Here is a 17,150-nt window from a genome sequence, read left to right as displayed (position 1 = left end):
ATGGCTTTACTTTCTCCAATCCCTTATTTAAATGCCAGACGAGAATGGGATGAGCGTTATGGAGATAGTCTTTATCAAGTACAACAATGGCGTAAGATAGCTTATCTAGCCCTAGTTCTATGTGCAATTTGTGTTGCAGGAGTACTATGGCTTGCTAGTCAAAGTCATATCAAACCATACGTGATTGCACTTGATAAATTAGGCGCACCTATTGGTTATGCAAATCCTGTGTCAAATAACAGTGTTAATGACAGAATAATTGAAGCCAACGTAGCCAATTGGATATGGCAAGCGCGTAGTGTACTACCAGAAGTCACTGCGGAAAAAATGTTACTAGATCGCGTATATGCTCAAATAGGCGCTAATGCAGTGACTGAGCTTGATGAATGGTATAAGAAACATAGTCCCTTCAATCAAGATGGGATAACTGTTTCTCCCTCAATCATGAGTGTTCTACCAATCAGTAAAAATACCTGGCAGGTCACGTGGAATGAAAAATCTTATCATCATAATCAATTAATTAATGAAACACATTGGAAAGCAAATGTGATTGTCGGCTTATCACAGGCCTTAACAGACAAACCTAAAGTCATGCTCTATAACCCACTAGGTATCTATATTAGCCAATTTAATTGGACACAAATATTAATAAATTGAGGAAAATATAATGAACAACACCATACCCTTTATCTGCTTAATAACGATAGGATTAACTAATTGTATTTATACACCTAATGTGAGTGCAGAATCAATTAATAAGGATAATGGTGTTTTAAATATAGAATCTAAAGTATCCAACCAGGATAAAAATAGACTTTCACTTACAAAAACACTTGATAAAATTAATCAACAAAGAACAGAAGCAGGAGAACTACTCTATCCATATGGACATTCTCAACCCACTATAGAATGTGCTCCTCTACATGTCTGTGTCATTCATTTAATGGAAAATGAAAAGATTAGTAATCTTTCACTAGGCGACACAGTACGTTGGATTATACAAACCGGACAAGCAGGTCACCGTGCTGTGGTAATGATTAAACCAACAGAAGACAAACTAAATACTAATTTAGTTATTACTACCACATTAGGCAGAATCTATTATCTAAATTTAATATCAACTTCCAATCATTATCTTCCTATGGTTGGATTTTATGATCCCGATGAAATCATTCAACATGTATTAGATCAACAAGAAAAAATTACTGAACAAAAAAAAGAAGCCATAGCTACACTTCCCTCAGTTAATCCTCAGGATATAGATTTTAATTATTGGTGCGACGGAGCAGATCCGCTTCCTGAGAGAGTGTTTTCTTCTCTAGGAAAAGTATTTATTCAATTACCTAAAGAATGGATTGAAGGGAAAGCACCTGTCTTATTTATTGTAGAAAACGGTAAGGAAGTATTAACCAACTATGAAATAAATCATCATTATTATGTGGTTAATCATCTGTTTAAGGAAGCACATCTTGTTCTAGGAAGCGGAGACAATCAACAAATCATTACTATCCACTCTGGTAAACGTCCTTATTTTGGTAATTTATTTAATTAAAGGACAGTTATGTGGTCTTGGCTCATTAAAATCATAAAACACAATGATGATGAATTAGAAAAGGTAATCCCTGTAGCCGAAGATACAGGAAAACGATTATTACCAAGAACCAAATGGATACTATTAGGAATCGTTGGACTGTTAATTATCTTACTTACCATAGGGATTCTTACTGCAGGTCAACAACATACGTCTCAAGAGAACGCTTTTGACTATAACAACCCCTCTTCAATAGGGACGGCCACACCACCAAGCCCTCCTCCACTGATCATTCATCATGATATAAATAATACAGCCAATTTACACGATAAAGAAAATATAAATTCATCCTCAGCATTAACAAATAGTAATCCATCTGCATCTAATCTTAATCAACATCAAATATGGTTAAGAGATCATTATTACCAACGACAAGAATCTACAATAACGAATTACGAAAGAGCATTAAATGCTCCCTTGTTAGGTGAAGGAGTCAGTCATCCCAATTCATCATCAAATTTAAGTACAACAAATATTCCTCAATCTTCAGTCCACTTAATTAAACAAGACATATCAAATAAGGAAGATGAGTTTGCTGATCAATTATCAAAAAAAAGGGATGGTAGTACATCATCAAGTCAACTGATATCAGCAAAAGGGGAACACGAAATATTAGCAGGAAGTATTTTAAATGCTATTTTAATTACTGAAATCAATTCTGACCTACCAGGAGTCATAACAGCACAAATTAGTCAGAATGTCTTTGATTCACTCCATCCTGATCTAATACTTATTCCTCAAGGCACTAGATTGATTGGTCGTTATGACAACCGTATTTCATATGGACAACAAAGACTATTTATTGCCTGGAATAGCTTAATTTTTCCTGATGGTTCTTCATTTGACTTAAAGGGATTAACCGCTTCAGATAATAAAGGACAAGCGGGATTAAATGATCAAATAGATAATCACACAGGACGTATAGTTGGCAGTGCATTACTTATCTCTATGCTAGGAGTAGGAGCTCAATTATCACAGCCACAAAATAGCTCAATCTTAACTAGTCCCAATACAGGTCAACTTGCAGCTGGAGCGAGCGCCAATGAGCTAAATATGGTGGGAAGTCAACTATTACAAAAGAATCTTAACATCTCCCCAACCTTAATTATCCGAGCCGGTACAGAATTGACTGTAATGGCTAATCAAACACTGATATTACCTGTTTATAATCATGATTAGAAAAACTGCAGACACCAGTTATAATCCGCAACCCCAGCCACATGCACCAATCAATCTACCAAAAGATCTATTTTCACAGCAATTATGGCTAAAACTTCGTTATATCAGTCCAAAAAATAGATTAATTATTATTAAATTTGTCTATGAAGGTCTTAGCTCTTCACTTGTATTTCATTGGTACCATCGTCGTCAAAAACTAAATCGATATGAAACCTATATTGCTATTCGCCCTATTTTAGATAGGTCAGATAATTATTTTTTAAAAAAAGAATATAAAGAAATATCACTCGTAGAGTTTAAAACCAAGGATCCTATTATGATTTGCAAAAGTTGTTTACCCTTAAAACCATCTTCATCTATTAAGAATAGTTAGTTCATGTTGAGAACCTATTTTATAGATGGGGATAAGGGCGGAATAGGTAAAACATTTTTATGTCATTTACTAGTAGATTTTTATTTATACTCCAATCAAAATAATAATGAGAGTGAATATTGTTTGGTTTTATTTGATGCCGATTTAGTAAATAAAGACTTCTCTACCTACCCTATCCGTCGGCATGATGGAAAACTAATACCTTGCTTTGGTATAGATCTATCAATTATTGAGGGTTGGCAATTCTTAGAACGTAAATTACTGCGTTATATAAAAAACAATCAATCAGCAAGAGCAATCATTAATTGTCCTGGTAACTTACTTAACTATATCAAACAATGTGATTCACATGAGGTTGGAGCAATTATGACTCGAATTAATATGCTTCCTTTATGGATATTTAATAGAAGTCCCTTATGCTTATTAAATCTACAAGAACGTCAAAGACTTCTACCGCTTAATTATAAAAAGGGGGTAGCGATATTAAATTTATATTTTGGCAATCAAGTGGATTTTCTACACTGGAATTTATCTCAGTTTCGTAACACACACATTACAAAAGGAGAATGGATAGAAATAACTCTCCCTACTTTAAACCATGAAATTAGTGCCGAATTTAGTGGTATGCCAATAAAAAACTGGTTTGAGTACGGTTATAACGGCAAACAACCTAGTATGGGACTCAAACTGGCGTTCAACTGTTTTCTAAAACAAAGTTATAAGACATTGTCATTGATAGAGTCACTAGAGGTAATATGAGTATACGAGACGAAGTGTGGCAAGCCTTTCTTGGTAGAGCATTAACGCATGACGAGATGCATGATCAAGCAGTACTGTGTGACAGACTTCAACTTCAAGATAATGATCCTTTCTGGGGAATTATCGCTTTCTTTTACTTCCAAACTAGACAATTATATTTACAACAACAGGTTATACACAAAGAATTAATTGAAGAGATACATACTTTACACAATAAAAGTTTTAACAACAAAAACTGTACTCTGTGTCTATCAACAATCGAACAAAAACCTCTCTATAAGGAACATAACAACTTATCTAAATTTGTATTTAAGTTTGAGCATTATCTGCTGATACTGCTTATAGCACTAACTGTGATTAGTATAATATTTACTGTCACTAGACCATCGATGGATTCATTCACTCCTTCAAATCAAAATGAGTTAATTAACTGGGGGAATATAAATCCTAAAGCCAAAATAGCTCTACTAAATTGTAAATTTAGTAATCAAAGCCGAATCGTTGAGCAATTCCATCACCATATTTGTTATCCAGCTGGTGAAGGTATTGGTTATTATCTTAATAAATAACAGCTTGAAAAAAAGTAAATTTTTCTTATTCAATAAAATCCTAATATCTGTTTTATTGGGATCACTATGGTTAATAAAAGGTTGGGGAATTGTCTTTTCACCATTTATTATCATTGTGCTTAAACATGCTACTAAAAATCAACGGGTTTTCTTAGCATTAATTTACTTTGCCACTGGTTCTTATGGGTTAATTAACGCTTATCAACGTTTTTTTCATGATAATCACTATTTACTAGCTGTGCTGTGTTGGTTAGGCTGTTCAATAATATTAGCTATACCTTGGTTTTGGTACAGTAATACCAAACGTTTATTTATTATTCTTTTATTAGAAGCTATACCACCTTTTGGTATTATCGGTTGGCTTTCACCAATTCATGCTTTAGGTTTTTGGTATCCAGGTTCAGGAATACTAGGGCTTATACTAGGAATAATTACGTTCATCTTTCTGGATAAGTATTATTGGCAAGGCCTAATAGTTTGTCTGACTATCGGCTGTAGCCTTAACTTATTCACTCAACCCCCTACATCTCCAATAAATTGGCAAGGTATTAATACCGAGATTAAACCCAATGTAACTAGTTTAGATGCCACAGAATATATTATCCAGTCATTATCAACACTTAAACCCGTAAATAATACTTTAGTTATTTATCCTGAAACTATAATAAATAATTGGCAGCTGGGAACACGAATACTACTTGAACATAGCTTACAATTTGATGGAAATATATTATTAGGAGTAACCCTACAACATCAAGATGGCTATGAAGATGCAATTGTTATAGTTAATCATGGTGTTGCAGAACCCATCCCACTATTTTTTAGTGTATTACCTACTCCTTTATCAATGTGGAATCCCTTTTTAACATTAAGTTACCACGCACACTGGTGGCCAATTACAAGAGAAATTCAAGGTGTAAGAGTAAATGCAATTATTTGTTATGATCAACTTCTTGTATGGCCATGGTTAACCTTATTGTTTACACACCCACAAGTCATTCTAACGATTAGTAATGAATGGTGGTCAAATAACTCATCTATTCCCGATATACAGTTACGTTGTCGTCAAGCATGGTCTAGGCTGTTGGGTCGCCCAATTATTGAAGCGCGTAATACATTAAGAAACAATTAATTAATCACTATATTTATGACATGTGTCATAACAATATTAGGATAATTATCCCTACAAATTGAGTATAGCTATCCCTACCCTCATTCACAAATACTACCTACAATCATTTGAAATAGATCGTATAGGAAAATTTAAATGGATAACTTATCATTACACCGTTTAATCCCTATTCAATGGATTATTCGTGACCCACAGCAACCAAGAAAATATTTTGAAGAAAGTAGCATCAACGATTTATCAAATAACATTAAACAATTTGGCGTATTACAACCACTACTTGTACAACAAAATAGTTTAGAGAATTTTACACTTCTATGTGGCGAAAGAAGATTGATGGCTGCCCAACAAGCCGGTTTAAAAGAAGTTCCAGTTGTTATCTATCCTAAAACTAACTCATTGATCTTATCAAGATTAATTCAATATTCTGAGAATATTTTTAGAGAGGGGTTGACTCCTCTAGAGACAATTGATTTGATTGTAAAGATTACCAATGAAGGTGTTAGTACGGTTCAATTGGCACAAATATTAGGTAGGCGCCATGATTGGATACAGGGACATTTACTAGCAAATACCCCTCTTTATAGATCTTTATTTGAGAGCGGACGACTAAGAAGTGTTGCTGTATTACTTATCTTTAAGAGTTTGCCACCAAAAGCACAAAACAAACTACTGACTGAGTCAGGAGTCATTACATCAACCCTGTGTCAAAAAATAAGACAACACTTTAACCAATCAGAAAAACAAAGAGAATTACCAATACTCAGTCCCATTTCAGAAAATGAAAATATAGTTAAACAACCATTACCAGTTCGCTCTACGATTACTATCCCCTTCAATCCACTTTGGTTAAATAGCTTCAATAGTAAAAAAGAACTAATAAAAACCATTGAAAATTTATTAAACAAGCATCTTCTTAGCGAACTAAAACAAGCATGACAAATACTTTATGGAATGATTTATTTAATAGCTTAAATAAAGCAGACTTTAAACGTATCGAGAGATATTCATCCTTATCTCTCAATGATATCGAACAAGAAGCGCGCTTAATATGTTGGCAAATTGTTAAAGGGGATACGCTATTTGATCCATCACAAGGCAGTGTACAAGCGTTTATTATGGGTAAATTATGGGGATTATCTTATCGTAATCCAATCAGCCATTGTTCATTATCAACTGATAGTGAAGTAGAAGAAATAAATAAAGAAAATATAATTGACTATTTACAACATCACCAACAAGAATCTGTAAACGATCCTTTATCTCAATTAATTGAGGTAGAAGATAACCGACAACTTGAACTATATCAGCAGCATATTAGATTAACCACTCAAAATCTTTTAAATGACAAGGATAAAAATTTTTTTTCGTTGTCTTTGTCACTCAGTATCGCAGAACTATCAACACTATTTTCAATCACACCACGTGCTGTAAGATATAGGCAAGAAACACTTATTAAAAAAATTAATCACTTAAATAATAAAATAAAATCGACATTTTAAAAAATCGATATAATTAAGTTTTTAATTTTACATAGTCTTTCCATGAAAACCCTACAAGATATTGTCCCTTTATCAATACGTCAATTAGTAGCCCAAGTGCAACAGGGAGAAATCTCTCCACATGAGATTATCCAAGCTTACTATTCCGGTATCGAACATCTTGAACCAAAAATTCATGCATGGAAAATACTTGATCCTGATAATATAAAGAAACAACTGTCTTTTTTTGAATCAGATATAGACCTGCAGTCTTTACCACTAGCTGGTATTCCTATTGGTGTTAAAGATCTCATTAATACAAAAGATCTTCCTACTGCATATGGTTCTGCCATGTATGAGGGATATCAACCAAAAGAGGATGCGCAAGTCATCACGCGTTATCGGGAATTAGGTGGAATAATTCTTGGAAAAACAGTGACAACTGAATTTGCATTTTTAAATCCCGGCCCTACCATTAATCCTGCATCACTTAATATTGGCGTCACTGTCACTCCAGGTGGGTCATCTAGTGGTTCTGCTGCTGCTGTTGCTTGCGCTATGACGCCATTAGCCTTTGCAACACAAACTGCTGCTTCTATCACTCGACCGGCAGCATTTTGTGGTGTTGTGGGATATAAACCAACGTTTGGTACTCTTGATTTGACTGGTGTTAAACCGCTTAGCCCAAGTCTTGATACGCTTGGCATGATGGGACTACGTGTAGATGATGTTGCTTATGCTGTTGGAGCGCTAATTAATCAAGAATTAATGGACTTTTCAATTACACCACCTGTCATTGGGTTTATAGAAGAACCTCTGTGGGCTGATATTTCCTATGATGCTAAAAGAGTACTTGATCTTGCTAAACAAATACTCATAAAAAATGGCTTAACAGTTAAATCTATACACTTAAAAGAACTAGGGGAGCAACTTAATAGCGCGCAAGAAACTATTATGTATAGCGAAATGGCTCGCTCATTAGAAAGTGAATGGAGTCAAGCACGCGATCAAATAAGCCCTAAACTTGGACACTTTATAGAAAAAGGTAGGGCTATTCATCTAGATGAGCTTAAAAAAGCTTTTGAGCAACAACAATTAGGGCGCGAGACAATTAAACAACTGTTTAATGATGTAGATGTATTGATTGCGCCAAGTACATTAGGTGAAGCACCTGATGGTTTGGAGAGTACTGGTGACCCTGTCATGAGTCGTTTATGGACTTTATTAGGAAACCCCACTTGTCACTTACCAATTGGTTATAGTTTAAGAAAACTACCGTTAGGTCTTACTGTGATAGGTGATTTTAACAAAGATAAGCAATTGTTAAGCTATGCCCATTTATTAGAAAATCTATTTAGTGCTAGTTAATACGGTTAAAAATAATTATGTTTAATGACAAAAGCTCAGATCAAATTAGCGTTATTAGACTGTATCGCTATTTGTTTATTTCATTTGTTGTATTTTCTGTCTCTCTAGTAGGTATCCTATTATTAGATCACAACATGCTCACAATAGACTTAATTATTATGGTGTTGAGTAATGTTATTTATCTTTATTTTTTAGCTCAGTTAGCTACACTTTCTAAAAAAAATTCATTTTATTGGATTATCGCAGCAATTGTTTTTTTTCCATTTGGTGTAGCAATTACGTTTTTCAGAATGCGTTTAATTTGTATTTCAAATAAATGGATTAGCTAAGCTACTGTATACTGGATTAGTACTAAAATTCTGTAAGCCTGTCTCATTATGATTCAAAAAATATCATTAATATTTGTTTTTTTATTACTAACTTGGACGAAAAACGTCATGGCTGTTGAAGAACCTCATTATAGTGTTTTATACAAACAAGATAATTTTGAAGTTCGCGAATATCCACCTATGTTAATTGCGAAAACTATTATCAAAGGAGATATGAGTGAGGCATCAAGAAAAGGTTTTCAAATTATTGCTGATTATATTTTTGGTAATAATCAGTCTAGTAATACCGAGGAAACCACAAAAATAAGTATGACCGCTCCAGTATCAATTTCACCTGATGTGATTCAATCTATCCACACACCAGTAACTATTAAACCTACCTTAATAGCAGAGCATTTTGATAATGCGCAAATATGGCAGGTAAGTTTTGTAATGCCAAGCGAATACAACTTACAAACCATACCAAAACCTAATAATCCTTCCATTCAATTAATTGAACTGCCAACGCGTTACTTTGTAATAAATCGTTATTCTGGATTAAATACAAATGAAAAAATCACTGCCAAGATTGATGAGCTATCTAAATGGGCGCATGAGCATGCCTTTGTCGTTATAGGGGAAGCACAACTTGCACGCTATAATCCACCATGGACTCTCCCTATGTTTAGAAGAAATGAAATTTTCATAGAAATCAATAAACCAAATTAGTTGACTTCAAAAAGATAGTAAATAAGCTTTTTACAAAAGATTAAGTAAGAGGTGACAAAAAAAAGAGAACCAAGGAGACAGTTCTCTGAAACGGGAAGAGGGAGTAGACTTCCCGATTTGGCTTCCCGTGGTTAGATGAACTCACTATACTCCTAATAAATAAAATAATCATATTTATTTTTAATAATTAGTACGAAACCATACCATCCGTTTATATTGTGTTAGTAAGTATTTACCAAGGTAAATCTTCTCCGCTGTATGATTTAAATTGTCCTGTATCTTCTTTTTCTATATTAAAAAGAACAGACAGCATATCGTTGCATGCCTCTTCTGGTTCTCTACCAATACGATCACCATTAAATGGACGGGATAAACTGGATTTCACAGTACCTGGATGCAGAGCAATTAAAGCTGTATTTGGTTGAGTTCTTTTTAATTCTATCGCTGCTGTTTTTATGATCATATTTAGGGCAGCTTTAGATGCTCTATAACTATACCAACCACCTAAACGGTTATCACTAATACTACCAACTTTAGCTGATAAGGTAGCAAACACGCCACCCTCAACATCTAATAAATTAGAAAAATATTTAATTGTTAATGCAGGACCAATACTATTAATTAAAAACTGCTGAGAGAGTTGAACTTCATTTATATCTTTGAGTCTTTTTTCTGGTAACCAATCCTCATTATGAAGTATCCCGATTGTGTTTATAATTAACTGAAACAATTCTTTGGTTTTTAGAGTATCAAAAGCTTGCTGTATAGTTTCAGGAGAAAAATAATTGATAGAAGGGTCTGAATGTCGATTTAACCCTACTACTTCTTTGCATAGACTGTGTTTCTTTAATACATGCATAAAAGTACTACCAATCGTACCTGAAGAACCTATAATAAGTGCCCTGAAAGGTTTGGAAATTAATGGCATAAGCGTAATTTATTTATTTAAAATCAACTATATACTTTAACCCAATGATTACAAAAGAAGAAGACATATCGAGAATAATTGAAATGGCTTGGGAAGATAGAACGCCATTTGAAGCTATTGAAACTCAATATAGACTAAGTGAAAAAGAAGTTAAAGAGCTGATGCGCAAATCTCTTAAAGCCAAATCATATAAACTATGGCGTGAAAGAGTAACGGGACGAAAAACAAAGCATAAACAATTACGTTCAAGCGAAATCACACGTGCTTATTGCCCAACACAATACAAACAAAAATAAATCTAAACTAACCAGTTCATCATGCTGTCTTATTAAAGTATAGTACGTTTTTCATTTTATCAACCATGGCAAAAGGTATATCTAAATGAATATTAAACAATCGTTTTTTAAATTTATAGCAGGTCTTTTTATTACAGGTATTGTTTTAAGCGCATCAGCTCAATCTATCACCGTGAGTCTTAACGGCACTCAAGAAGTACCAGCAGTTAATACTCCTGCTTCAGGTACAGCAGAAATCACAGTAAATGGGGATGGATCTATATCAGGAAAGATTGTAACTAAAAACATTAACGGCACCATGGCCCATGTTCACGAAGCTGCTACAGGTCAAAATGGTCCAGTAATTATCAAATTGTCTAAAGTTAATAAAGATACATGGGCTATTCCATCAGGAACTAAACTCAATGAAGAACAAATGAAAAGCTTAAAAGAGGGTCACCTTTACGTCAATGTTCATAGCGCCGAACACAAATCAGGCGAAATTAGAGGACAATTGTTACCATAAAGACAACTAAGCCAGGTATATTACTGCGTTTATCAAACGAAATATATGCCTGGTAGTTTACCCTACTCTCCTTTCTTGACTGATAACCATATAATCGATCACCTGCGTATAGCCTATCAACCAGTCAATATCTTTTTTATTAAAATATTAGTAGAATCAGTTGATAAATATCATTTAGTTAGTGATATTGTGCATACTCTTAGTCATAACAAAATAATTATCGTTTATAATTTAGTAATAATATAAAACATATAATAATTTAATAATTATTCAATAAAAAAAGTAGTAATTGAAAAATAATTATTTGATAAAGAGGGTGTGTAATGAAAGATGCTTGTATCAATCATGATCTGCTACTTAATACATTTCCAATTGCGGCTATTTTATGTAACGAACATGGTGATATTCTTTGCATTAACAAGGCATTTATTCACTTTTTCAGCGTTAATATCAATACTTTTAAAAACATCAATCAGCTGTCTCAAGTCCTCTTCCCTGAATCCAAACTACACAAAACACAATATGCTGAATTCTTACAACAACAATTAATCTCGTCAAACAATCAATCCGTCTCATTCGATGTGGAGATGACATCTAAAGACAATCGCATTCATACAGTACAAATTACTACAGAAACGTTAGTCGATGATGAGTCTATATATAAAATAATCTTCTTTAATAATATTACTGACTATCAAATTACAAAAGTAAAACTTGAAAAAATAACCAAACTTTATAAGGCAATTAGTCATATAAACCAAGCGATAGTTAAAGTAGAAAGCGAAGAAACACTATTCCCACTAGTATGCAAGATGGCTGTGGATTATGGGGGTATGGCGCTGGCCACTGTTAGAAAACTTAATCCTTCAAATAATCGTTTAGAAACCTTTACAAATTATGGTCAAGGCTCAGATTTTTTTCAACATGTGATTATGTCCATAGATAAGAATATTCCCGAAGGAAAAGGACCAGCGGGAATCGCGTGGCGTGAAAATAAAATGGTTATTGTTAAGGACTATCAACACAGCGAATTAACAAGACCCTGGCATAAACAGGCAAAAATATATGGTTGGGGATGTAGCGGTACGTTTCCAATACAAAAGTCTAATAAGCCTTACGCAATTATTGCCGTTTATCATAAAGATAAAGATGCATTTGATTCGGAAATAGTCGAGTTATTAAATGAAATGACACGAGATATTTCATTTGCTCTCGATAGTTATGATCGCGAAAAAGAAAAAGAAAAAATTCGTGATGAATTACTGGCAAGTGAATTACATTTTAAAGCATATTTTGATAGAGCGATGGTTGGTATGGCTGCTATGTCAGCGGTTAATGGAAAGCTTATCGAAGTCAATGATGCGCTATGTAAAATGCTTGGCTACTCTGCAGATGAACTTACTAAGATGTCTTGGGCTGAAATCACCCATCCTGATGATATTGAAATGAGCATTTCTCCTTTAAATCAAGTAATAAGAGGTGAAATTACAGAGTTTGAACTAAATAAAAGATATATAAAGAAAGATGGGGAAATTATATATGCACATATAGCTAGCCGTGGAGTATACGATCTAAAGGGCAGAATTGATTATCTGGTTACCATCATCTCCGACATCACTGAAATTAGAAACAATAAAACACAAATAGAACATTTGATTAATCATGACCCTCTTACTGGTTTAGCTAACAGATCCTCACTCAATGAATATATAGAAGCATCTGTCCTTCGTTCAAATAAATATGGGCAAAATATAGCTATCTGTTTTATTGATATAGACAAATTTAAACATATCACAGATATTTTTGGACGTGTAATTGGTGATTTATTATTAGTCGAATTTGCTAAAAGAGTTAATCATGCAACGCGCTCAATTGATACGTTAGCTCGTTTAGGTGGAGATGAGTTTGTTTTACTGTTAAACGTAATTTCAGGTAAGGATCAATGTACACGAATATTAGAAAAAATTAGAGAATCAATAAAATTACCTTTTTATATTGAAGGAAATGAAATAAGAATTACAGTCAGTATTGGCGTTGCCATATATCCAGATAATGTTACAAATGGTTTGGGATTATTGCGTCGTGCAGATCAAGCTATGTATACAGCAAAACAACAGGGAAGAAATAGAACACATTTTTATGATGCTAAAAATGATTATGCAGTTGAGGCTAGATCTGAACTATTATCAAAAATAGAAATAGCACTCATAAATAACGAACTTGAATTATATTATCAACCGGTAATCAACATGACCACAGGTGACTTATTTGGAGTTGAAGCGCTCATAAGATGGAACGATCCACAGCGTGGCTTACTCTTGCCAAGTGAATTCGTACCATTTATTGAAAACACTGATTTTGAATTTACTCTAACACAATGGGTAGTTAATCAGGTTTCGCAACAAATTGGTCGTTGGCATAAAATTGGATTAAATTTATCAGTCAGTATTAACTTACCCGCCCGTTGTCATCACTCAGAAGAACTTGTAAAAACAATTAAAGAATTACTCCATAAGCAAAAAAAATATAATCTCAAACCCATAAGACTTGAGATATTAGAAACCGCGACACTGGGAGATTTACCTTCAGCTATTCAAAGAATGAACCAATGTGTAGAAGAAGGAGTAAAGTTTTCAATTGATGATTTTGGTACGGGCTACTCATCCCTATCTTATTTAAGACAACTTCCCGCTGATGTCATTAAAATTGACCGATCTTTTGTTTCTGATATGTTATCAAACCAAAGTGACTACTCGCTGGTAAAGGGAATAGTGAATCTTGCCGAAGCATTTAATAAACTAGTAGTAGCAGAAGGTGTTGAGTCTGTTGAACATGGTCAACAATTAATAGAAATGGGCTGTCATTTTGGTCAAGGATATGCAATTGCAAAACCCATGAAAAGTGATCAAATAGAAACCTGGATTAATCATTATGAATTACCTCAAAAGTGGCAAATTCATTAAAATATTTTTTTATAAGAAAAACTTCCGCAATTTCAAAAAGCAATAAGTTAAACTTATTATTATTTATAAAATACAAAAACATCTTCCACATAAAGTATTTGATATACTTTAAGAATAATATAATTAATATTTAATGTACTATTTATTTACTTTCTTTTTTAATAAATTACACAGAACATCGGGATTACTTTAAAACACTAAAAAATAACCTTGCCATTCATAATATAAATTGATACTAAATAATTTTCCTAACACACAACAAACGTTCTCTAAAAAAAGTAATTATTGGATCCTAACCTGGTTCGCGTTCTTTTTAACTATAGTATTTACAATACTCACGGTCACAGAGTTTAAACAATATACTGAGAAAAAAGCGTTTGATTATTTCGAAAACCAGTCAAATGTAATTTTGATAAAAATTACTAACCGTTTTAATTTATATCAAGAAGCACTATTTGGTGCAGGGGCATTATTTAATACCTCAAATTTAGTAACCAGAGAACGTTTTAAACAATACGTTGATGACCTTCAACTACAAAAATTTTATCCAGGTATTCAAGGAGTTGGATTTTCGCTAATTATCCCCGCAAATAAATTACAACAACATATTTCATCAGTGAGAAATGAAGGTTTTCCAAATTACCAAATAAAACCAGAATTCAAGAGACCTCTATATACCTCAATCATTTATCTCGAACCATTCGATTGGCGAAATCAACGTGCATTTGGCTATGACATGTATTCAGAAAAAATACGTCACGAAGCAATGGATAGATCAAGAGACATTGGTTTACCGGTTATGTCTGGAAAAGTTACTCTAGTACAGGAAACCAAACAAAAAACACAATATGGTTTTCTAATTTATCTTCCTATTTATAGACCAAACATACCTCATATATCAGAAGATGAAAAAGAAAAAAATATTATTGGCTGGGTATACTCCCCTTTTCGTATTGATGACTTCATAAATGGAATTTCAGAGTTAAAGCAAGAAGATGTAAATTTTAAAATTTATGATGGTTTAGAAAATACACCAAACACAATTTTATATGATGGTGAGAAAACAAGTCCTACAAATTCGCTTAATGTAAATTTTTCTGTGGTTAAGCATATCAATGTAGCACATCATGATTGGACAATTTATTTCACACCTTCTGCATCTATCAATAATCGGTTTGATTTTATTTTACCTTACAAATATGGCGGCTTTGTTTTTTTGATTGGATCATTACTAACAATCATTATCGGTATTTTAGCTAAAGGTATAAAACAAAAAATTGATCGCGAAAATGAAAATAGAATCGCTGCAGTAGCTTTTGAATCTCAAGAGGCCATGATCGTTACTGACGCAAATAAAAATATCTTAAAAGTAAATAAAGCCTTTTCAGATGTTACAGGCTATAGTAGTTTTGAAGTGCTTGGAAAAAATCCAAATATATTAAGATCAGGTCTACACGATAAAGATTTTTATGAAAATATGTGGCGTCAAGTCTCTACCTTAGATTCTTGGACTGGTGAATTATGGAATCGTCGTAAAAACGGTGAACTATACCCAGGTCAACTTACTATCACGGCAGTAAAAGACTCTAGTGGAGTAGTATTAAACTACATTGGTAGTTTTTTAGATATCTCAGTCCGTAAACAAGCTGAAGAGCAAATTCAACGTCTTGCCTATTATGACTCACTAACGGGTCTAGCTAATCGCCGTCTTTTTCAGGATCGACTCGAGCAAGAAATGAAAAGAGCAATACGTAATAAAACCACACTGGCTTTATTACTAATTGATCTTGATAAGTTCAAAGACGTCAATGACAGTTTAGGTCATGCCAAGGGGGACCTATTACTTATTGAAACAACGCGACGAATAAAAGCATTGATCAGAGACTCAGATACCTTTGCAAGATTAGGAGGTGATGAATTTACCATTATTCTTCCAGGCAATGATTCACTTATCAATATTAACAGGGTTATTGAGGATATTCTTAATGAAATTAGTAAACCCTTTGATTTGAAAGATGGTCATGTTGGATATATTTCTTGTAGTATTGGAGTTACATTATTTCCTAATGATGCAAAAACTGTTGATGATCTTCTAAAGAATGCAGATCAAGCTATGTATGCAGTAAAAGCAACAGGTAGAAATGGCTTTAGTTTTTTTACACTAGAAATGCAAAAAACCGTACAAAATAAAATCAAAATTGCCAATGAGCTACGTGAGGCTGTACGACTACATCAATTAGAAATCTATTACCAACCTATTATTGACCTATCAACTAATGAATTAGTTAAAGCAGAAGCCTTAATACGATGGAATCATCCTAAAAAAGGACTCGTTTTTCCTAATAAGTTCATACCTGTAGCAGAAGAAAGTGGTTTAATTGTTGAAATTGGCGATTGGGTATTTGTAGAAGCCATTAAAATGGCGCAGCGAATTCAACAATCAACTAATAAGTTAATCCCTATTAGTGTTAATAAATCAGCAATTCAGTTTAATAGACTAACAGATCAACATTGGCTTAATTTTTTAGACTCTTCAGGTCTACCAAGAGGAGCAATTATCGTTGAAATTACTGAAAGCTCCTTAATTACCGATTCTGAGAATGTGAAAAAACAACTTATGCTGTTTAAGGAGTTAGGTATTGAAGTATCTATAGATGATTTTGGGACAGGATTTTCTGCTTTATCCTATTTGAATAAATTTCATATCGATTATATAAAAATAGATCAATCATTCATAAAAAACATAAACGAAAATCAATCAAACAGAGCACTAACAGAAGCTATTATCAGTATGGCTCATAAAATAGGAATTAAAACTATCGCAGAAGGTGTAGAAACCAATGAACAACAGAATTTACTTAAATCCTTTGGATGTGACTATGCTCAAGGATTTTTATATTCTAAAGCCGTTAGTGCCAATGAATTTGAATCATTAATACGAAAAGCAAGTTTTAATTGAACCTGTTCATCTA

Annotated in this window: 17 protein-coding genes; 16 read left to right on the top strand and 1 reads right to left on the bottom strand. The window is 33.4% G+C overall.

Annotated features, from left to right (window positions below; genetic code table 11):
• The 12 genes from FV185_RS02020 (at position 1) to FV185_RS01965 (ending at position 9,486) form a co-directional block, all read left to right on the top strand.
• Positions 1 to 657: a VirB8/TrbF family protein gene (locus tag FV185_RS02020; RefSeq protein ID WP_067493058.1), complete on the top strand. Its 657-nt coding sequence runs from the start codon at positions 1 to 3 to the stop codon at positions 655 to 657.
• Positions 658 to 667: 10 nt separating this feature from the next.
• Positions 668 to 1,552, top strand: a complete 885-nt coding sequence (locus FV185_RS02015; RefSeq protein WP_067493056.1) for a TrbG/VirB9 family P-type conjugative transfer protein — start codon at positions 668 to 670, stop codon at positions 1,550 to 1,552.
• A 9-nt stretch (positions 1,553 to 1,561) separates the two neighbouring features.
• The gene (locus tag FV185_RS02010; RefSeq protein WP_067493054.1) at positions 1,562 to 2,770 is read left to right on the top strand and encodes a TrbI/VirB10 family protein; all 1,209 of its coding nucleotides are present in this window, start codon (positions 1,562 to 1,564) and stop codon (positions 2,768 to 2,770) included.
• Positions 2,763 to 3,143, top strand: coding sequence for a hypothetical protein (locus FV185_RS02005; protein ID WP_067493052.1), 381 nt, complete (start codon positions 2,763 to 2,765; stop codon positions 3,141 to 3,143). The genes FV185_RS02010 and FV185_RS02005 overlap by 8 nt, the downstream gene beginning before the upstream one ends.
• A gap of 3 nt (positions 3,144 to 3,146) precedes the next feature.
• Complete coding sequence (locus FV185_RS02000) at positions 3,147 to 3,902, top strand: hypothetical protein (RefSeq protein WP_067493050.1); 756 nt, start codon at positions 3,147 to 3,149, stop codon at positions 3,900 to 3,902.
• Entirely contained in the window at positions 3,899 to 4,471 is a 573-nt protein-coding gene (locus FV185_RS01995; RefSeq protein ID WP_067493048.1) for a hypothetical protein, read from the top strand. Before FV185_RS02000 ends, FV185_RS01995 begins: the two co-directional genes overlap by 4 nt.
• Positions 4,472 to 4,475: 4 nt before the next feature.
• Positions 4,476 to 5,603, top strand: coding sequence for a hypothetical protein (locus FV185_RS01990; RefSeq protein WP_156474148.1), 1,128 nt, complete (start codon positions 4,476 to 4,478; stop codon positions 5,601 to 5,603).
• A gap of 135 nt (positions 5,604 to 5,738) precedes the next feature.
• Positions 5,739 to 6,539: a ParB/RepB/Spo0J family partition protein gene (locus FV185_RS01985; RefSeq protein ID WP_067493044.1), complete on the top strand. Its 801-nt coding sequence runs from the start codon at positions 5,739 to 5,741 to the stop codon at positions 6,537 to 6,539.
• Positions 6,536 to 7,102 carry a hypothetical protein gene (locus FV185_RS01980; RefSeq protein WP_067493042.1) on the top strand — a complete coding sequence of 189 codons (567 nt, stop codon included), beginning with the start codon at positions 6,536 to 6,538 and terminating at the stop codon, positions 7,100 to 7,102. Before FV185_RS01985 ends, FV185_RS01980 begins: the two co-directional genes overlap by 4 nt.
• Before the next feature lie 42 nt (positions 7,103 to 7,144).
• A complete protein-coding gene (locus FV185_RS01975; RefSeq protein ID WP_067493040.1) occupies positions 7,145 to 8,449 on the top strand; it encodes an amidase in 1,305 nt (434 codons plus the stop codon).
• 17 nt (positions 8,450 to 8,466) lie between these two features.
• Complete coding sequence (locus FV185_RS01970; RefSeq protein ID WP_067493038.1) at positions 8,467 to 8,778, top strand: hypothetical protein; 312 nt, start codon at positions 8,467 to 8,469, stop codon at positions 8,776 to 8,778.
• A gap of 108 nt (positions 8,779 to 8,886) precedes the next feature.
• The gene (locus FV185_RS01965; protein ID WP_197457721.1) at positions 8,887 to 9,486 is read left to right on the top strand and encodes an SOUL family heme-binding protein; all 600 of its coding nucleotides are present in this window, start codon (positions 8,887 to 8,889) and stop codon (positions 9,484 to 9,486) included.
• A 232-nt stretch (positions 9,487 to 9,718) separates the two neighbouring features.
• On the opposite strand, the gene FV185_RS01960 is transcribed toward FV185_RS01965, so the two are convergent.
• Entirely contained in the window at positions 9,719 to 10,414 is a 696-nt protein-coding gene (locus FV185_RS01960) for an SDR family NAD(P)-dependent oxidoreductase (protein WP_067493034.1), read from the bottom strand.
• A gap of 44 nt (positions 10,415 to 10,458) precedes the next feature.
• Between FV185_RS01960 and FV185_RS01955 the strand changes: the two genes are divergently transcribed.
• From FV185_RS01955 to FV185_RS01940, 4 genes are all read left to right on the top strand, one after another.
• The gene (locus FV185_RS01955) at positions 10,459 to 10,710 is read left to right on the top strand and encodes a TIGR03643 family protein (protein ID WP_067493033.1); all 252 of its coding nucleotides are present in this window, start codon (positions 10,459 to 10,461) and stop codon (positions 10,708 to 10,710) included.
• Between the two features lie 85 nt (positions 10,711 to 10,795).
• Entirely contained in the window at positions 10,796 to 11,215 is a 420-nt protein-coding gene (locus tag FV185_RS01950; RefSeq protein ID WP_067493031.1) for a CHRD domain-containing protein, read from the top strand.
• Between the two features lie 323 nt (positions 11,216 to 11,538).
• Positions 11,539 to 14,178 carry a bifunctional diguanylate cyclase/phosphodiesterase gene (locus tag FV185_RS01945; protein ID WP_067493029.1) on the top strand — a complete coding sequence of 880 codons (2,640 nt, stop codon included), beginning with the start codon at positions 11,539 to 11,541 and terminating at the stop codon, positions 14,176 to 14,178.
• Positions 14,179 to 14,587: 409 nt separating this feature from the next.
• Positions 14,588 to 17,137, top strand: a complete 2,550-nt coding sequence (locus FV185_RS01940) for a bifunctional diguanylate cyclase/phosphodiesterase (RefSeq protein WP_067493027.1) — start codon at positions 14,588 to 14,590, stop codon at positions 17,135 to 17,137.
• Positions 17,138 to 17,150 lie beyond the last annotated feature (13 nt).

It is taken from the genome of Ferrovum sp. PN-J185, assembly GCF_001581925.1.
Lineage (GTDB): Bacteria > Pseudomonadota > Gammaproteobacteria > Burkholderiales > Ferrovaceae > PN-J185.
Note: the sequence above shows the minus strand (reverse complement) of the source record. Positions and strands in the feature narration are given on the sequence as shown.

Coding starts and splice junctions, on each gene's coding strand:
- FV185_RS01955 (WP_067493033.1), top strand. CDS start 10,459: ATGATTACAAAAGAAGAAGACATATCGAGAATAATTGAAATGGCTTGG.
- FV185_RS02015 (WP_067493056.1), top strand. CDS start 668: ATGAACAACACCATACCCTTTATCTGCTTAATAACGATAGGATTAACT.
- FV185_RS01995 (WP_067493048.1), top strand. CDS start 3,899: ATGAGTATACGAGACGAAGTGTGGCAAGCCTTTCTTGGTAGAGCATTA.
- FV185_RS01960 (WP_067493034.1), bottom strand. CDS start 10,414: ATGCCATTAATTTCCAAACCTTTCAGGGCACTTATTATAGGTTCTTCA.
- FV185_RS02010 (WP_067493054.1), top strand. CDS start 1,562: ATGTGGTCTTGGCTCATTAAAATCATAAAACACAATGATGATGAATTA.
- FV185_RS01950 (WP_067493031.1), top strand. CDS start 10,796: ATGAATATTAAACAATCGTTTTTTAAATTTATAGCAGGTCTTTTTATT.
- FV185_RS02005 (WP_067493052.1), top strand. CDS start 2,763: ATGATTAGAAAAACTGCAGACACCAGTTATAATCCGCAACCCCAGCCA.
- FV185_RS01975 (WP_067493040.1), top strand. CDS start 7,145: ATGAAAACCCTACAAGATATTGTCCCTTTATCAATACGTCAATTAGTA.
- FV185_RS01945 (WP_067493029.1), top strand. CDS start 11,539: ATGAAAGATGCTTGTATCAATCATGATCTGCTACTTAATACATTTCCA.
- FV185_RS02020 (WP_067493058.1), top strand. CDS start 1: ATGGCTTTACTTTCTCCAATCCCTTATTTAAATGCCAGACGAGAATGG.
- FV185_RS01965 (WP_197457721.1), top strand. CDS start 8,887: ATGGCTGTTGAAGAACCTCATTATAGTGTTTTATACAAACAAGATAAT.
- FV185_RS02000 (WP_067493050.1), top strand. CDS start 3,147: ATGTTGAGAACCTATTTTATAGATGGGGATAAGGGCGGAATAGGTAAA.
- FV185_RS01985 (WP_067493044.1), top strand. CDS start 5,739: ATGGATAACTTATCATTACACCGTTTAATCCCTATTCAATGGATTATT.
- FV185_RS01980 (WP_067493042.1), top strand. CDS start 6,536: ATGACAAATACTTTATGGAATGATTTATTTAATAGCTTAAATAAAGCA.
- FV185_RS01970 (WP_067493038.1), top strand. CDS start 8,467: ATGTTTAATGACAAAAGCTCAGATCAAATTAGCGTTATTAGACTGTAT.